The organism is Bradyrhizobium sp. KZN70725 (assembly GCF_055264925.1).
The window spans coordinates 1-16,837 of sequence record NZ_JBUYWT010000010.1; the positions used below are offsets into that span (position 1 = coordinate 1).

A 16,837-nucleotide genomic window follows, 5' to 3' on the forward strand; every position below is an offset into this window, starting at 1 on the left:
TTGAACACCATCAGTTTGAGGGACGACCGCCTTCCAACCAACAGGCCGCTCGCGAGCGCGCTTCCAAATTGCGCCGTAGCGAGCGGGCGGCCGGCCCGTTACCCCATCTACGGCACTCCAATACGTCATGCCCGGGCTTGACCCGGGCATCCATCAATCTTCGGAAGTGTTTTTGAAGATGGATCGCCGGGTCAACCCCGGCGATGACACGTGTCGAGGAGGCCTACCCAGCCCCCACCTTCTTCTTGCGCCAGGCGAGATGCACGGCGCAGGTGCAGCCCTGCGGATGCGAGGCCAGCTCCGCGTCGTTGGCGGGCGTCGCGGCGGGCGCGATCGCCGATCCCTTGGCGCCGTCCTGCGAGGGGATGTAGTTCAAGACCGGCGCCAGCCAGCGCTCGATCTCGGCGACCGTCATGGCCTTGCGCGTGGCGTAGTCCTCGACCTGGTCGCGCTCGATCTTGCCGACGCCGAAGTAGAAGCTTTCGGGATGCGAGAAGTAGAGGCCCGAGACCGACGAGCCCGGCCACATCGCAAAGCTCTCGGTCAGCTTCACGCCGGCGGTGTTCTCGGCATCGAGCAGCGCGAACAGCGTCCGCTTCTCGGTGTGGTCGGGCTGCGCCGGATAGCCCGGCGCCGGGCGGATGCCGTCATATTTCTCGAGGATCAGTTCGTCCGCCGACCAGGTCTCATCGGGCGCATAGGCCCAGAACTCCTTGCGCACGCGCTGGTGCATGCGTTCGGCGAAGGCTTCGGCCAGGCGATCGGCCAGCGCCTTGCACAGGATCGAGGAGTAGTCGTCATTGGCGTTCTTGAAGCGGTCGGCGACCGCATCCTCGCCGATCCCCGCGGTGACGACGAAGCCGCCGATATAGTCGGCGATGCCGGTTTCTTTCGGCGCGATGAAGTCGGACAGCGCGGCGTTGAAGCGGCCCTCGCGCTTCTCGAGCTGCTGGCGCAGCGTATGGAAGGTCGCGATCTTCTGCTTCCGCGTCTCGTCGGCATAGACCTCGATGTCGTCGCCGACGGCGTTCGCCGGCCAGAAGCCGACGGTGGCGCGGGCGGTGAACCACTTCTCCTTGATGATGGTGTTCAGCATCTTGCGCGCGTCGGCATAGAGCGAGCGCGCGACCTCGCCGACCTTGGGGTCGTCGAGGATCGCCGGGAAGCGGCCGGTCAGCTCCCAGGTCTGGAAGAACGGCGTCCAGTCGATGTAGTCGGCGAGCTCGGCAAGATCGTAGGCGTCGAAGCTCTTCAGCCCGAAGAAGGCCGGCTTTTTCGGCGGCGCCGCCGCAAAATCGATCGCGACCTTGTTGGCGCGGGCCTCGCCAAGCTTCAGCCGCTTCTTGTCGGCTTGGGCGCGGAAATGCGCCGTCGAGATTCTTGCGTATTCGGCGCGTACCTCGGCGGCGTAGGCCTGCCTCTTCTCGGCCGACAGCAGCGAGGAGGCAACGCCGACGGCACGGCTCGCGTCATTGACGTGCACGACCGGGCCGCCCGGATAGTTCGGGTCGATCTTCACGGCGGTGTGCACGCGGCTCGTGGTGGCGCCGCCGATCAAAAGCGGCAGGTTCATGCCCTGCCGTTGCAACTCGCCGGCGAGGAAGCTCATTTCGTCGAGCGAGGGCGTGATCAGGCCGGACAGGCCGATGATGTCGGCGCCTTCGGCCTTCGCGGTCTCGATGATCTTGTTGGCAGGCACCATGACGCCGAGGTCGATGACCTCGAAATTGTTGCATTGGAGCACGATGCCGACGATGTTCTTGCCGATGTCGTGGACGTCGCCCTTCACCGTCGCGAGCACGATCTTGCCCGCGGCGTTGCGGCCGCCGGTGATGCCGTTGGCGAGATTGCGGGCCTTCTCCTCCTCCATGAACGGCATCAGATAGGCGACCGCCTGCTTCATCACGCGGGCCGACTTCACGACTTGCGGCAGGAACATCTTGCCGTCGCCGAACAGGTCGCCGACCACGTTCATGCCGGCCATCAGCGGCCCCTCGATGACGTCGAGCGGACGGGACGCGTTCTGGCGGGCGGCCTCGGTGTCCTGCTCGATGAACTCGGTGATGCCGTGCACCAACGCGTGGGACAGCCGCTTCTCGACCGGCCATTCGCGCCAGGCGAGATCTTGCTCCTTGGTCTGCTTCTCCTTGCCGCGGAATTTCTCGGCCAGCGCCAAGAGCCGCTCGGAGGCGCCGGGATCGCGGTTGAGGATGACGTCCTCGCAGGTCTGGCGCAGCTCGGGATCGATGTCGTCGTAGACGATCATCTGCCCGGCATTGACGATGCCCATGTCCATGCCGGCATGGATCGCGTGATACAGGAACACCGAGTGCATCGCCTCGCGCACCGGTTCGTTGCCGCGGAACGAGAACGACAGGTTGGAGACGCCGCCGGAGATGTGGGCGCCCGGCAGGTTCGCCCGGATCCAGCGCGTCGCTTCGATGAAGTCGACGCCGTAATTGTTGTGCTCCTCGAGGCCGGTCGCGATCGCAAAAATATTTGGATCGAAGATGATGTCCTCGGGCGGGAAGTCGAGCCGGCCGACCAGGATGTCGTAGGCGCGCTTGCTGATCTCGGTCTTGCGCTTGAACGTGTCGGCCTGGCCGGTCTCGTCGAACGCCATCACCACCACGGCGGCGCCGTGGCGCTTGGCGACGGTCGCCTCATGGATGAACTTCTCCTCGCCTTCCTTGAGCGAGATCGAGTTCACGATCGGCTTGCCCTGGATGCATTTCAGGCCGGCCTCGATGACGTGGAATTTCGAGGAATCGACCATCACGGGCACGCGCGCGATGTCGGGCTCGGCGGCGACGAGGTTGAGGAACGTCACCATCGCCGCTTCGGAATCGAGCAGGCCCTCGTCCATGTTGACGTCGATGACCTGGGCGCCGTTCTCGACCTGGTCGCGCGCGACCTGCAGCGCGGCGGTGTAGTCGCCGGCGGTGATCAGCTTGCGGAAGCGCGCCGAGCCGGTGACGTTAGTGCGCTCGCCGACATTCACGAACGGGATCGCGTCGGTCAGCGTGAACGGCTCGAGGCCGGAGAGCCTGAGCCGCGGCGCGATCTCGGGCACCACGCGCGGCTTGTGCGGGGCGACCGCCTTGGCGATCGCCGCGATATGGTCGGGCGTGGTGCCGCAGCAGCCGCCGACGATGTTGACGAGGCCGGCGGCCGCGAATTCGCCGATCAGCCGCGCCATGTAGTCCGGCGTCTCGTCATACTGGCCGAATTCGTTGGGCAGGCCGGCGTTCGGGTATGCACACACGAGCGTGTCGGCGACGCGGCCGATATCGGCGATATGCGCGCGCAGATCCTCGGCGCCGAGCGCGCAGTTGAAGCCGATCGTGATCGGCCTTGCGTGCCGCACCGAATGCCAGAACGCCTCCGGCAACTGGCCGGAGAGCAGGCGGCCGGACTTGTCGGTGATGGTGCCGGAAATCATCACGGGCACGTCGATGCCGCGCTCCTCGATGATCTCGGAAATCGCGTACAGCGCCGCCTTGGCGTTCAGCGTGTCGAAGATGGTCTCGACCAGCAGCAGATCGGCGCCGCCGTCGAGCAGGCCCTTGGCCTGTTCGCCATAGGCCTTGCGCAGATCGTCGAAGGTCACCGCGCGATAGCCGGGATTGGAAACGTCGGGCGAGATCGAGGCGGTGCGGTTGGTCGGGCCGAGTGCGCCGGCGACAAAGCGCGGTTTGCCGTCCTCGGCGCTCACGCGCTCGGCGGCGGTGCGCGCCAGGCGGGCGCCCTGCAGGTTCAGCTCATAGGCGAGGTCCGACATGTCGTAGTCGGCCTGCGCGATCGAGGTCGAGGAGAAGGTGTTGGTCGCGACGATGTCGGCACCGGCGCGCAGATATGCGGCGTGGATGTCCGTGATCGCATCGGGCTGGGTCAGGATCAGCAGATCGTTGTTGCCCTTGATGTCGCGGTGGAAGTCCGCAAAGCGCGCGCCGCGGAACGCGGCTTCGTCGAACTGCAGGCCCTGGATCATCGTGCCCATGGCGCCGTCGAGCACCAGGATGCGCTCGCGGGCAGCCGCGAGCAAAGCGTTACGCTTGGGGGAAACGGGAACGGACATGTGTCAGGCAGCTTTCTGGGCACCGTTCGGCCGGATGCCGAGCAGGTGGCTGATCGCGAACACGAGGTCCGCGCGGTTCATGGTGTAGAAGTGGAAGGTGTCGACGCCGTGCTTGAACAGCTTCTGCACCTGGCCGGCGGCGACGGTGGCGGCAACCAGCTTGCGGGTCTCGGCGTCGTTGTCGAGGCCCTCGAACTTCTCGGCGAGCCAGTCCGGCACGCTGGTGCCGGCGCGCGTCACGAAATTGCGCGCCTGCTTGAAATTGTGCATCGGCATGATGCCCGGCACGATCGGAATCTCGATGCCGCGCGCGCGCACCCGGTCGACATAGCGGTGGTAGAGGTCGTTGTCGAAGAACACCTGGGTGATCGCGCGCGTCGCGCCGGCGTCGACCTTGGCCTTCAGCGTGTCGATGTCGGCATCGAAATCCTTCGCTTCCGGATGCTTCTCGGGATAGGCGGACACCGAGATCTCGATGTCGGCGTGGCGCCTCTTGATCCCGGTGACGAGTTCGGCCGAACTCTGGTAGCCGTCCGGATGGGTGAAGTAGGGCGTGCCGATGCCGCCGGGCGGATCGCCGCGCAGCGCGACGATGTGACGGACGCCGACCTCATGATAGCGGTCGACGATGTCGTCGATCTCGCCGCGCGAGGCGCTGACGCAGGTCAGATGCGCGGCCGGCAGCAGATCGGTCTCGCGCAGGATGCGGGTGATGGTCGAATGGGTGCGCTCGCGGGTCGAGCCGCCGGCGCCGTAGGTGACCGAGACGAAGTTCGGCGTCAGCGGCGCCAGGCGATTGATGGTCTCCCAGAGATTGCGCTCCATCTCCTCGGTCTTCGGCGGGAAGAACTCGAAGGAGATTTTCGGCGCTTTGGGCGCACGTGGTGCGTTCGGCACGGAGGAAATGGTCTCGGTCATGATACGCAAAGGCTCCGCAACTGGAGGGCAGACATCCGGCCTGGATATGAAGGCCCCAAGATAAGCCAAACGCGTCGGATCAAACAGCCCATCGGATATGGGAAATTGCCCATTCGTGGCGCAGATCCGGCAAAAATTGACTATCTGGAATGTTCGGTGGGCAGTCCGCCGACTTCGCCGAAAATGACATTAACGTATTGAAAAGTATAAATAAAGGAAATGATTTGCAATTGATTGGAGAGCGAAATCGATTGTGGGTAGCGTGGTACGATGATGAATCATTGCATATCGTCCCAAAGCCGACGGCTACCGGCGCCGGCGTTCCGCCGCGGGACTGGTCTGCGCGGCCGGGGCCTTTGTCGCCTCGTGGCGCCACACTAGGTTGACGGCCATGATTCCGCTCTCCGTCCTCGACCTGTCCGTCGTCACCACCGGCACCAGGCCGGCCGCTGCGCTCCGCAACAGCATCGATCTGGCGCGCCATGTCGATGGCCTTGGCTACGTCCGCTACTGGCTCGCCGAGCACCACAACCTCGCTTCAGTCGCGAGCCCGGCGCCTGATCTGATGATCGGGCAGATCGCGGCGGTGACGGAGCATATCCGTGTCGGTTCCGGCGGTGTGATGCTGCCCAACCACGCGCCGCTGGTCGTCGCCGAGCGCTTCAAGATGCTGGAGGCGCTGTTTCCCGGCCGCATCGATCTCGGCCTCGGCCGCGCGCCCGGCACCGACGGCGCCACCGCCTACGCGCTGCGCAGCCGGCTCGATCGCCGCGAAGGCGATGATTTCCTCGAGCGGCTGCACGAGCTGACCTTGTGGGAGACGCGCGATTTCCCACCCGGCCATCCCTACAACAATGTGGTGGCGATGCCGGATGATTCGCCGCTGCCGCCGATCTGGCTGCTCGGCTCGAGCGACTATTCCGCCGAGCTCGCAGCCCAGGTCGGGATGGGCTTTGCATTCGCGCATCATTTTGCCACTCACGATGCAATTGCGGCGATGACGAACTACCGCGCGCATTTCAAGCCGTCGGGCTGGCGTGCGACGCCGCAGGCGATTCTGGCGGTTGCGGTTGTTGCGGCGGAGACCGACGCTGGAGCCGAGCGGCTTGCGCTGTCGATGGATCTCAACCGGCTGCGCCGCGACCGCGGCCAGTATCTGCCGCTGCCGAGCGTCGAGGAGGCAGAGGCCTATCCCTACACCGACGCCGAGCGCGCCTCGATCGCGCGCAACCGCACCCGCCTCTTCGTCGGCAGCCCCGCAACCGTGATGACGAAGCTGGAGCCGCTGATCGCGGCGACCCAGGCCGACGAGCTGATGGTGATATCAGCGGTCTACGACCATGCCGCGCGGAAGAAGTCGTACAGCCTGCTCGCCGAGGCGTTCGGGCTTGCCAAGACGGCGGCGGCTTGACCCCGTCATTCCGGGGCGATGCGCAGCATCGAACCCGGAATTTCGAGATTCCGGGTTCACGCTTTGCGTGCCCCGGAATGACTGCGTCAATCCTGCGTCTCGCTGAAAGTCGCGCGGAACGGATGGCCGGGATAGACGCCGACGATGCGGAATTCGCGCGAGAAGAATTTCAATTCCTCGATCGCGAACGCGAGGCTGCGCTCATCGGGGTGACCGTCGACATCGGCATAGAATTGCGTGGCGAAGAAATTGCCGTCGACCATGTAGCTTTCGAGCTTGGTCATGTTGACGCCGTTGGTGGCAAAGCCGCCCAGCGCCTTGTACAGCGCGGCGGGCAAATTGCGCACCCGGAACACGAAAGTCGTGACCAGCGGCCCCGAACCCTGCGTGGCCCACTTGGCCTCGCGCGCCAGCACCACGAAGCGGGTGGTGTTGTGGGCCTCGTCCTCGATGTCCTCGGCGAGAATGTCGAGACCGTAGATGTCGGCGGCGAGGCGGGAGGCGATCGCCGCCACGCTCTTGTCGCCGCGCTCGGAGATGTCGCGGGCGCTGCCGGCGGTGTCGGCGGCGACGATCGGCTTGATGCCGAGCTTGCGGATGACGCGGCGGCACTGGCCGAGCGCGTGGACATGGCTCTCCACACTCTTGATGTCGGCGAGCTTGGTGCCCTTGATCGCCATCAGCTGGTGGCGGATCGGCAAGAACCATTCGCCGACGATGAACAGGCCCGAGGCGGGCAACAGATGATGGATGTCGGCGACGCGGCCGGCGACCGAATTCTCGATCGGGATCATGCCGAGATCGGCCTCGCCCGAGGAAATCGCGGCCAGCGCGTCCTCGAAGGTCGGGCAGGGCATCGGCTCGGCATCGGGATAGGCCTCGACGATCGCGATATGGGAATTGGCGCCAGGCTCGCCCTGGAACGCGATTTTCAGCTTCTTGGTCATGGGTGGCCTTTTACCAGCCGGTCAGGCTTTGGAAAGTATTCTGCGGGCGGTTTCGAGATCGGCCGGGGTGTCGACGCCGCGCGGGACGGTATCGACGATGGTGACGTCGATCCGCATCCCGGCCTCCAGCGCGCGGAGTTGCTCGAGCTTTTCCTGCTGCTCCAGCGGCGAGGGCGGCAGCGCCACGAACCGCTCCAGCGCGGCGCGGCGGTAGGCGTAGAGGCCGATATGATGGTAGCGCGGCCCGTCGCCATAAGGCGCGGTGGCGCGGGTGAAATACAGCGCGCGCAACCGGTTCGGCCCGATCGGCGAGCCGACTGCCTTGACGACGCTGGGGGCCTGATCCTCCTCCTCGGTATGGATGGGCGAGGCCAGGGTCGAGATGTCGACTGCGGGATCGTCGAGCGCCGGCATCACGCTGCGGATGGTCTCGGGGCTGATGGTCGGGAAATCGCCCTGCAGATTGACCACGATCTCGGCATGGCCGTCGGGGTCGAGGGTCGTCATCGCTTCATAAATCCGGTCCGAGCCGGACGGATGGTCGGGACGGGTCATTACGACCTCGCCGCCCGCAGCCTTCACCGCTGCAGCGATCTCGGCCGTGTCGGTCGCAACCGCAACCCGGCCGATGCCCGCCGCCTCGGCCCGCCGCAGCACATGGACGATCATCGGCAGGCCGGCGATCTCGAGCAGCGGCTTTCCCGGAAGGCGAGTGGCGGCCATGCGGGCCGGAATCAGCACCAAGGTACGGGGTTGGGTCATTCGTGTCGGAGCCCGTCCGGCCTGCGGAAATTGCCGGGGAGGAGGTTGAATTCGGCGCGTTTATACGGGTTGCCAGAGCGCGGGCAAACCGATATCTCAACCCTGCTTGGGGCGGTGCGATAAGGCCGATTCCCAGGTCTTTCCCCGCGGCCGTATTCCCGGCCTGAAGTCGACATTCAAGGCCCGGAGCCTGACCCAAAATGGACTCCTTCGAACTCAACAAAATCCTCGGTGCGGTTCTCGGCACCTGCATCGTCGTCCTGGTGATGAGCTTTGCCGCCAGCGCGAAATTCGCGCCGAAGCTGCCGGAGAAGCCGGGTTTTGAGATCGCTGTGAAGGAAGAGTCCCATGGCGGCGGCGGCGAGGCCGCTGCGGCCGCATCCGAGCCGATCGAGAAGCTGCTGCAGACCGCTTCCGTCGAGAAGGGCGCCGCGGCCGCCAAGAAGTGCCAGGCCTGCCACACCTTCGAGAAGGGCGGTCCCAACCGCGTCGGTCCGAACCTGTTCGGCGTCGTCGGCGAGAAGAAGGGCGAGGGCCGTGGCTTCAATTTCTCGGCCGCGATGAAGGGCAAGGGCGGCGAATGGTCCTTCGACGACCTCAACAAGTTCCTGACCAACCCGAAGGGCTTCATCCCCGGCACCGCGATGGGCTTTGCCGGCGTGCCGAAGGACAGCGAGCGCGCCGACATCATCGCCTATCTGAATTCGAACTCGGAGCACCCGGCCCCGCTCCCGACCGCCTCGAAGTAGCGATTTGCTTCGCGCAAGCATGCGGATGAAACGGCCAGGCAATGCCTGGCCGTTTTCGCATGGGGAACGGTCGTCCCCCTTTTGGGGTTGCAGGGGTTGTTATCGAGACGTTTCGCCGCAGCGGATCGGTTCCGGACCGGCTATCATTAGGAAAAAGCAACGTAAGTGGTCGAACCGTTGCCGTATATTGAGGTCCATCTAGGCGGGGTCAGCAACAGGAATTCCGGATTTGGCAATCACCCGACGACACCTCCTTCAGGGCAGCGCACTGGCAGCAGTGGCTCCGGCACTCGGATTGAACTCTGGCGTGTCAGCGATAACGCCGGTACTCGCCGATAACGTCCCCAGTGGGCTCAAGTGGCGGCACGGCCTGTCGCTCTTCGGTAACGTCAAATACCCGGCTGACTTCAAGCGATTTGACTACGTCAATCCGGATGCACCGAAGGGGGGCCTTGTTCGGCAAATCGCAATCGGCACTTTCGATAATTTCAACATTGTTGTCTCGGGTGTGAAAGGCTCCATCGCGGGCGCTGTCGCCTTGATTTATGAATCGCTGACGACGCCATCGCTCGACGAAGTCTCAACGGAGTACGGATCGCTGGCGGAGGCCGCAAGTTACCCGGACGACTTCTCCTCTGTCGTTTACCGTCTGCGCCCTCAGGCAAAGTGGCATGACGGAGCACCGGTTACTCCAGAAGACGTGATCTTCTCGCTCGACGCCTTCAAGACGCATCACCCGATGTTTTCCGCCTATTACAGCCATGTCGTGAGGGCGGAGAAGCTTAGTGATCGCGAAGTGAAATTTGTCTTCGATATGCCGGGCAACCGCGAACTGCCACAGATCGTAGGCCAGCTTACGATCTTGCCCAAGCATTGGTGGGAAGGCACCGATAGCCAAGGACGCAAACGCGATATCTCCGCGACAACGCTGGAGCAGCCGCTAGGGTCGGGACCGTATCGGATCAAGGAATTTGTCGCAGGGCGGACTGTGACTTTGGAGCGCGTCAAGGACCATTGGGCGCGGGATCTCGCGATCAATGTGGGGCGCAATAACTTCGACGAACTTCGCTACGAATACTTCAGGGATCCGACGGTTGCGATCGAGGCATTCAAGGGCGATCAGATCGATTGGCGTTTGGAGAACAGCGCGAAGGCATGGGCGACCGCCTATAATTTTCCGGCTGTCACCGACAAGCGCGTGGTGCTGGAAGAGTTTCCGAACCGCAGTTCGGGCATCATGCAGGCCTTTGTCCCGAACCAGCGGCGCGCCAAATTCAAGGATCCGCGTGTTCGCCGCGCCCTGAACTATGCGTTCGACTTCGAGGAGGTCAACAAGCTGCTCTTCTTCGGCCAATATAAGCGCATCATTAGCTACTTTGATGGCGCCGAGGAGTTGATGGCGACTGGGCTGCCGCAAGGCAAGGAACTCGCGATTCTTGAATCCATGCGTGATCAAGTGCCTGCCGAAGTGTTCACGACGGTCTATGCGAATCCGGTCGGCGGCAATCCAGAAGCAGTGCGCGAAAATCTCCGTGAAGCATCTCGTCTGCTCAAGGAGGCTGGGTACGAGGTACGAGACAGGAAGCTCGTGGATCCAAAGAGCGGAGAGCCGTTCTCCGTCGAATTGTTGAGCGAGGATCCGAATTTCGAAAGGATCATGCTGGCTTACAAGCCAGCACTCGAGCGGCTCGGATTTTCGGTCACGGTACGCACGATCGATCCAATCCAATACGAGAACCGGATTCGCAATTGGGATTTTGACGTCGTCATCGGGTCCTGGGGGGAATCCTTGTCACCCGGAAACGAGCAGCGTGAATACTGGGGATCGAAAGCTGCGGATACGGCCGGATCGCGCAATCTTGCCGGCATCAAGAACCCGATAATCGACAAGCTGATCGAGCGGGTGATTTTTGCGACGGATCGCGAAGATCTCGTCGCGGCGACGAAAGCGCTCGATCGCGTGTTATTGTGGAACCATTACGTCGTCCCGCAATGGAACTACCCGAAGGTCCGCACAGCCCGCTGGGATCGCTTCGGCCGTCCGGCCGAGTTGCCCAAATATGGACAATCGGGGTTCCCAGCGATTTGGTGGTACGACGCCGACAAGGCGGCCAAGCTCAAGCGTTCATAAAACTCAAGGATTCGCGCATGGCGCTATTCTCCCGTCGGCACGCACTCGGCCTCGGCATCGGTGCGTTGAGTGCTGCAGGCTTGCGTGCTGCGCCGGCAGTGGCCGACAACGGAACCGAGATGCACGGCATGTCGGTGTTCGGCGACCTGAAATATCCGGCGGATTTCAAGATCTTCGACTACGTCAATCCGAAGGCGCCGAAGGGCGGGGCGTTCTCAATGATCCCTTCGACCCGTGCCTACAACCAGTCCTTCTTTACGTTCAGTTCGTTCAACGCGTTCATCCTCAAGGGTGAAGGCGCGAAGGGCATGGAGATGACCTTCGATTCGTTGATGGCACGCGCGGGCGATGAACCTGACGCGATGTACGGCCTGGCCGCAAGATCGGTCTCGATTTCTCCCGACAAGCTCACCTACCGCTTCACGATGCGGCCCGAGGCTCGCTTTCACGACGGCTCGAAGCTGACTGCGCAGGATGTCGCGTTCTCGCTCAATACGCTGAAGGAGAAGGGGCATCCGTTGATCGTGGTGCAACTGCGCGATTTCGTGAAGGCCGAGGCGCCCGACGACGGCACCGTGATCGTGACCTTCGCGCCTAATCGCGCGCGCGACGTGCCGCTTTATGTTGCGGGTCTGCCGATCTTCTCGAAGGCCTATTACGCGAAGCGGCAGTTTGATGAGTCCACGCTCGAAGTTCCGCTGGGCTCCGGGCCGTACATGGTCGGCAAGTTCGAGGTCAATCGTTACGTCGAGTATAACCGCCTCAAGGATTGGTGGGCAGCCGACTTGCCGGTCAATCGCGGCAGTTACAATTTCGACACCGTGCGCTACGAGTTCTACCGTGATCGCGATGTCGCGTTCGAAGGCTTCACAGGCAAAAATTATCTGTTTCGCGAGGAATTCACGTCCCGTGTCTGGGCGACGCGGTACGATTTCCCGGCTATCAAGGACGGGCGGGTCAAGCGCGAGACATTGCCGGACGAAACACCGTCCGGTGGGCAGGGTTGGTTCATTAACACCCGTCTCGACAAGTTCAAAGACCCGCGCGTTCGCGAAGCGCTAATCTATGCCTTCGATTTCGAATGGACCAACAAGACCATCATGTACGACGCTTACGCGCGCAGCGTCTCGCCTTTCCAGAATTCGGACATGGTGGCTAGTGGACTACCTTCGCCCGAGGAATTGAAACTGCTCGAACCATTCCGCGGCCAAGTGCCGGATGAGGTGTTCGGCGAGCCCTTTGTGCCGCCGGTGTCGGATGGATCGGGACAGGACCGCGCACTGCTGCGAAAGGCGACGCAGTTGCTCAACGATGCAGGATGCGTCGTCAAGGATGGCAAGCGGCGATTGCCTAACGGCGACCCGCTTACGATCGAGTTCCTGCTAGATGAGCCGACTTTCCAGCCGCATCACGCCAGCTTCATCAAGAATCTCAAGCCGCTTGGCATCGATGCCAACATCAGGCAGATCGACGCAGTGCAGTATCGTGCGCGTGTTGAGGCTTTCGATTTTGAGGTGACGACCCAGCGTATATCCATGTCGGCGACGCCGGGTGACAGCCTGAGGCCTTACTTCTCGTCCCAGGCTGCGACCACCAGGGGCTCCTACAATCTGGCGGGCGTTGCCAACCCGGCGATCGACGCATTGATCGAAAAAGCTATCGCTGCCGAGACGCGGGCGGACTTAACCTTTGCCTGCCGCGCGCTCGATCGCGTCTTCCGTGCCGGCCGCTATTGGGTGCCACAATGGTATTCTAACAAGCACCGTGTCGCCTATTGGGACCAGTTCGGGCATCCGGAGAAGCCGGCGAAATATGCGGGCGTCGGCGCCCCGGAGAACTGGTGGTATGATGCGGCCAAGGCCGCGAAGCTCGAGCAGGCGAAGTAGCCGATGAGCGCCTATATCGCCCGACGTATCTTCCTGATGCTGCCGACGCTGCTTGGCATCCTGTTCGTCTCCTTCGTGGTCGTGCAGTTTGCTCCCGGCGGTCCGGTCGAGCGCGTCATCGCGCAGATCAACGGCGCCGACACCGGCGGCACATCGCGCGTGTCGGGAGGCGGCGGCGATTTCGGCGCGCAGCGCGGCCAGGGCGCGGGCGCAGGCGCGGCCATCAATTCGAAATACCGCGGCGCGCAGGGGCTCGACCCGGATTTCATCAAGAAGCTCGAGGTGCAGTTCGGCTTCGACAAGCCGGCGCCCGAGCGGTTCGCGTTGATGGTCTGGAATTTCGCGCGGTTCGATTTCGGCAACAGCTATTTCCGCAGTGTCAGCGTGCTGCAGTTAATCAAGGAGAAGCTGCCGGTCTCGATGTCGCTCGGCATCTGGATGACGCTGCTGACCTATCTTATCTCGATCCCGCTCGGCATCCGCAAGGCGGTGCAGGACGGCTCGCGGTTCGATACCTGGACCTCGGCGGTGATCATCATCGGCTTTGCGATCCCGGGCTTCCTGTTCGCGATCCTCCTGATCGTGCTGTTTGCCGGCGGCTCGTTCCTCAACATCTTCCCGCTGCGCGGCCTGACCTCGGACGGCTGGTCGCAATTCCCCTGGTACTGGAAGATTATCGACTATTTCTGGCACCTGACGCTGCCGCTGGTGTCGATGGCGCTCGGCGCCTTCGCCACCATGACCCTGCTGACCAAGAATTCGTTTCTCGACGAGATACGCAAGCAATATGTGATGACCGCGCGCGCCAAGGGTTGCAGCGAGCGCCAGGTGCTGTACGGCCACATCTTCCGCAACGCCATGCTGATCGTGATCGCAGGCTTCCCGGGCGCGTTCATTCACGCGTTCTTCTCCGGCTCGCTCTTGATCGAAACCATCTTCTCGCTCGACGGGCTCGGCCTGCTCGGCTTCGAGAGCGTGTTGAACCGCGACTATCCGGTGGTGTTCGGGACGTTGTTCATCTTCTCGCTGGTCGGACTGGTGGTCAATCTGCTCTCCGATCTCGCCTATATGTGGATCGATCCCAGGATCGACTTCGAAGCGCGGGAGGTCTGATGACGATGCTCGCGCCCCAGCCGGTCGAGACCACGACGCAATCGCCGCTCGGCGAAACGGTGCCCGCCACGCACCACGCCTTTTCGCCGTCGCCGCTGAACAAGCGACGCTGGCAGAACTTCAAGGCCAATCGCCGCGGCTACTGGTCGTTCTGGATCTTCCTCGTGCTGTTCGTGGCGTCGCTGTTTGCCAATTTCATCGCCAACGACAAGCCGCTGGTCGTCAAATATGACGGCCGTCTCTACTGGCCGGTGGTGTTCACCTATGCCGAGACCACATTCGGCGGCGACTTCGAGACCGCGGCCGATTATCGGGATCCCTACCTGCAGAAGCAGATCGCCGCCAAGGGCGGCAGCATGATCTGGCCGCCGATCCGCTACTCCTACGACAGCCGCAACCTCGACCCGCCGACGGCGGTGCCGTCGAAGCCGACCTGGCTCTTGACCGAAGAGCAGTGCAAGGACGTGGTCAAGCGCAAGGGCCTGACCGGCTGCCGCGACCTCGAATACAACTGGCTCGGCACCGACGATCAGGGCCGCGACGTGGTCGCGCGGCTGATCTACGGCTTCCGCATCTCGGTGCTGTTCGGCCTGACGCTGACCATCCTGTCCTCGATCATCGGCATCGCCGCGGGCGGCGTGCAGGGCTATTTCGGCGGCTGGACCGATCTCATCTTCCAGCGGCTGATCGAGATCTGGACCGCGATCCCCTCGCTCTATCTGCTGCTGATCATCTCGGCGGTGCTGCCGCCGGGCTTCTTCATCCTGCTCGGCATCCTCCTGCTATTCTCCTGGGTCTCGCTGGTCGGGCTGGTGCGCGCCGAGTTCCTGCGCGGCCGCAATTTCGAATACATCCAGGCGGCGCGCGCGCTTGGCGTCTCCAACGGCGTGATCATGTTCCGCCATCTGCTGCCGAACGCGATGGTCGCGACCATGACCTTCCTGCCCTTCATCGTCTCGTCCTCGGTGATGACGCTGACGGCGCTGGATTTCCTCGGCTTCGGCCTGCCGCCCGGCTCGCCCTCGCTCGGCGAGTTGCTGTCGCAGGGCAAGGCCAACGTGCAGGCGCCGTGGCTCGGCCTCACCGGCTTCTTCTCGGTCGCGATCATGCTGTCGCTGCTGATCTTCATCGGCGAAGCCGCGCGCGACGCCTTCGATCCACGCAAGACGTTCTCGAAGGGCTGAGGCATGGACGCGATCAACCAGCCTTTGCTCGATGTCCGCGACCTCTCGGTCGCCTTCGGCCGCTCGCTTGCGGTCGACGGCATCTCGTTCTCGATCAAGCGCGGCGAGTGCGTCGCGCTGGTCGGCGAATCCGGCTCGGGAAAATCCGTCAGCGCGCTGTCGGTGCTGAAGCTGCTGCCCTATCCGACGGCCTCGCATCCCTCAGGCGCGATCCGCTTCCGCGGCCGCGACCTCCTGACCGCGTCCGACCAGGAGATGCGCAAGGTTCGCGGCAACGACATCTCGATCATCTTCCAGGAGCCGATGACCTCGCTCAATCCGCTCCAGACCATCGAGACCCAGATCGGCGAGATCCTGTCCCTGCACAGGGGCGTCAGTGGCGCGGCGGCGCGGGCGCGGACGCTGGAGCTATTGGGCCAGGTCGGCATCCCCGAGCCGGAGACCCGGCTCAAGAGCTATCCGCACCAATTGTCCGGCGGCCAGCGCCAACGCGTGATGATCGCGATGGCGCTCGCCAACGAGCCCGATCTGTTGATCGCGGACGAGCCGACCACCGCGCTTGACGTCACCGTGCAGGCGCAGATCCTGGCGCTGCTGGCCGAGATCCGCGCGCGGCTCGGCATGAGCCTGTTGTTCATCACCCACGACCTCGGCATCGTCCGCCGCATCGCCGACACGGTCTGCGTGATGAACAACGGCAAGATCGTCGAGCAGGGGCCGGTCGAGCAGGTCTTCACCGCGCCGAAGCACGCCTATACCCAGGCGCTGCTCGCGGCCGAGCCGAAGCCCGATCCGGCGCCGCCGCAGCCAGGCGCAGCGGTCGTGATGTCGGCGGACAATCTCAAGGTCTGGTTTCCGATCAAGCGCGGGCTGTTGCGCTCGACCGTCGGCCACATCAAGGCGGTCGATGGCGTCAGCCTCGCGGTGCGCAAGGGCGAGACGCTCGGCGTGGTCGGCGAATCCGGCTCCGGCAAGACCACACTCGGGCTCGCGCTGCTCCGGCTGATTTCGTCAGATGGTCCGATCGTTTTCCTCGGCAACGACATCCAGGGCCTGCGCTTCAAGCCGATGCGGCCGTTCCGCCGCGACATGCAGATCGTGTTCCAGGACCCGTTCGGCTCGCTCAGCCCGCGCATGTCGGTGGCCGACATCATTGCCGAGGGCCTTGAGGTGCACCAGAAGCAGCTGTCGCGCGAGGAGCGCGAGGCGCGGGTGATCAAGGCAATGAAGGATGTCGGGCTCGATCCGGACTGGCGCTTCCGCTATCCGCACGAATTCTCCGGCGGCCAGCGCCAGCGCATCTCGATCGCGCGCGCGGTCGTGCTGGAGCCGAACTTCGTCGTGCTGGACGAGCCGACCAGCGCGCTCGACATGCTGCTGCAGGCTCAGATGGTCGACCTGTTGCGCGACCTGCAGCGCAAGCGCGATCTCACCTACATGTTCATCTCGCACGATCTGCGCGTGGTCGCCTCGCTGGCGAGCCATCTGATCGTGATGAAATCGGGCAAGGTGGAGGAGGAGGGACCGGCCTCTGAGCTGTTCAAGAATCCGAAGAGCGACTACACCCGCGCGCTGTTCGCCGCCGCGTTTCGCATCGAAGCGGCCGGCGACGGGGCGGTGGCGACGTAACGAGCTTCGTAGGATGGGTAGAGCGCAGC

At 63.6% G+C, this 16,837-nt stretch carries 11 protein-coding genes; 7 read left to right on the forward strand and 4 right to left on the reverse strand.

Features of this window, described 5'->3' with window-relative positions:
• Positions 1-223: 223 nt before the first annotated feature.
• Both metH and metF read right to left on the reverse strand, forming a co-directional pair.
• A complete protein-coding gene (metH, locus tag ACZBJS_RS11820; protein WP_316395969.1) occupies positions 224-4,078 on the reverse strand; it encodes a methionine synthase in 3,855 nt (1,284 codons plus the stop codon).
• A 3-nt stretch (positions 4,079-4,081) separates the two neighbouring features.
• Positions 4,082-4,996, reverse strand: a complete 915-nt coding sequence (metF, locus tag ACZBJS_RS11825) for a methylenetetrahydrofolate reductase [NAD(P)H] (protein WP_057016102.1) — start codon at positions 4,994-4,996, stop codon at positions 4,082-4,084.
• A 391-nt stretch (positions 4,997-5,387) separates the two neighbouring features.
• On the opposite strand from metF, the gene ACZBJS_RS11830 reads away from it, so the two are divergent.
• Positions 5,388-6,407, forward strand: coding sequence for an LLM class flavin-dependent oxidoreductase (locus ACZBJS_RS11830; RefSeq protein ID WP_316395968.1), 1,020 nt, complete (start codon positions 5,388-5,390; stop codon positions 6,405-6,407).
• Between the two features lie 86 nt (positions 6,408-6,493).
• Here ACZBJS_RS11830 and ACZBJS_RS11835 read toward each other — a convergent pair whose 3' ends face one another.
• Both ACZBJS_RS11835 and ACZBJS_RS11840 read right to left on the reverse strand, forming a co-directional pair.
• Positions 6,494-7,354: a prephenate dehydratase gene (locus tag ACZBJS_RS11835; protein ID WP_316395967.1), complete on the reverse strand. Its 861-nt coding sequence runs from the start codon at positions 7,352-7,354 to the stop codon at positions 6,494-6,496.
• A gap of 21 nt (positions 7,355-7,375) precedes the next feature.
• Positions 7,376-8,116 carry a 3-deoxy-manno-octulosonate cytidylyltransferase gene (locus ACZBJS_RS11840; RefSeq protein WP_316395965.1) on the reverse strand — a complete coding sequence of 247 codons (741 nt, stop codon included), beginning with the start codon at positions 8,114-8,116 and terminating at the stop codon, positions 7,376-7,378.
• 200 nt (positions 8,117-8,316) lie between these two features.
• On the opposite strand from ACZBJS_RS11840, the gene ACZBJS_RS11845 reads away from it, so the two are divergent.
• The 6 genes from ACZBJS_RS11845 (at position 8,317) to ACZBJS_RS11870 (ending at position 16,808) form a co-directional block, all read left to right on the forward strand.
• Positions 8,317-8,865, forward strand: a complete 549-nt coding sequence (locus tag ACZBJS_RS11845; RefSeq protein WP_028342300.1) for a c-type cytochrome — start codon at positions 8,317-8,319, stop codon at positions 8,863-8,865.
• Positions 8,866-9,094: 229 nt separating this feature from the next.
• Positions 9,095-10,996: an extracellular solute-binding protein gene (locus ACZBJS_RS11850; protein WP_316395964.1), complete on the forward strand. Its 1,902-nt coding sequence runs from the start codon at positions 9,095-9,097 to the stop codon at positions 10,994-10,996.
• Between the two features lie 17 nt (positions 10,997-11,013).
• Complete coding sequence (locus ACZBJS_RS11855) at positions 11,014-12,882, forward strand: extracellular solute-binding protein (RefSeq protein ID WP_316395972.1); 1,869 nt, start codon at positions 11,014-11,016, stop codon at positions 12,880-12,882.
• Positions 12,883-12,885: 3 nt separating this feature from the next.
• Entirely contained in the window at positions 12,886-13,995 is a 1,110-nt protein-coding gene (locus ACZBJS_RS11860; RefSeq protein WP_057016107.1) for a microcin C ABC transporter permease YejB, read from the forward strand.
• Entirely contained in the window at positions 13,995-15,179 is a 1,185-nt protein-coding gene (locus ACZBJS_RS11865; protein ID WP_057016108.1) for an ABC transporter permease, read from the forward strand. The genes ACZBJS_RS11860 and ACZBJS_RS11865 overlap by 1 nt, the downstream gene beginning before the upstream one ends.
• 3 nt (positions 15,180-15,182) lie before the next feature.
• Positions 15,183-16,808: an ABC transporter ATP-binding protein gene (locus ACZBJS_RS11870; protein ID WP_316395963.1), complete on the forward strand. Its 1,626-nt coding sequence runs from the start codon at positions 15,183-15,185 to the stop codon at positions 16,806-16,808.
• The last annotated feature ends 29 nt before the right edge of the window (positions 16,809-16,837 follow it).

Coding starts and splice junctions, on each gene's coding strand:
- ACZBJS_RS11835 (WP_316395967.1), bottom strand. CDS start 7,354: ATGACCAAGAAGCTGAAAATCGCGTTCCAGGGCGAGCCTGGCGCCAAT.
- ACZBJS_RS11860 (WP_057016107.1), top strand. CDS start 12,886: ATGAGCGCCTATATCGCCCGACGTATCTTCCTGATGCTGCCGACGCTG.
- metF (WP_057016102.1), bottom strand. CDS start 4,996: ATGACCGAGACCATTTCCTCCGTGCCGAACGCACCACGTGCGCCCAAA.
- ACZBJS_RS11865 (WP_057016108.1), top strand. CDS start 13,995: ATGACGATGCTCGCGCCCCAGCCGGTCGAGACCACGACGCAATCGCCG.
- ACZBJS_RS11830 (WP_316395968.1), top strand. CDS start 5,388: ATGATTCCGCTCTCCGTCCTCGACCTGTCCGTCGTCACCACCGGCACC.
- metH (WP_316395969.1), bottom strand. CDS start 4,078: ATGTCCGTTCCCGTTTCCCCCAAGCGTAACGCTTTGCTCGCGGCTGCC.
- ACZBJS_RS11845 (WP_028342300.1), top strand. CDS start 8,317: ATGGACTCCTTCGAACTCAACAAAATCCTCGGTGCGGTTCTCGGCACC.
- ACZBJS_RS11855 (WP_316395972.1), top strand. CDS start 11,014: ATGGCGCTATTCTCCCGTCGGCACGCACTCGGCCTCGGCATCGGTGCG.
- ACZBJS_RS11870 (WP_316395963.1), top strand. CDS start 15,183: ATGGACGCGATCAACCAGCCTTTGCTCGATGTCCGCGACCTCTCGGTC.
- ACZBJS_RS11840 (WP_316395965.1), bottom strand. CDS start 8,116: ATGACCCAACCCCGTACCTTGGTGCTGATTCCGGCCCGCATGGCCGCC.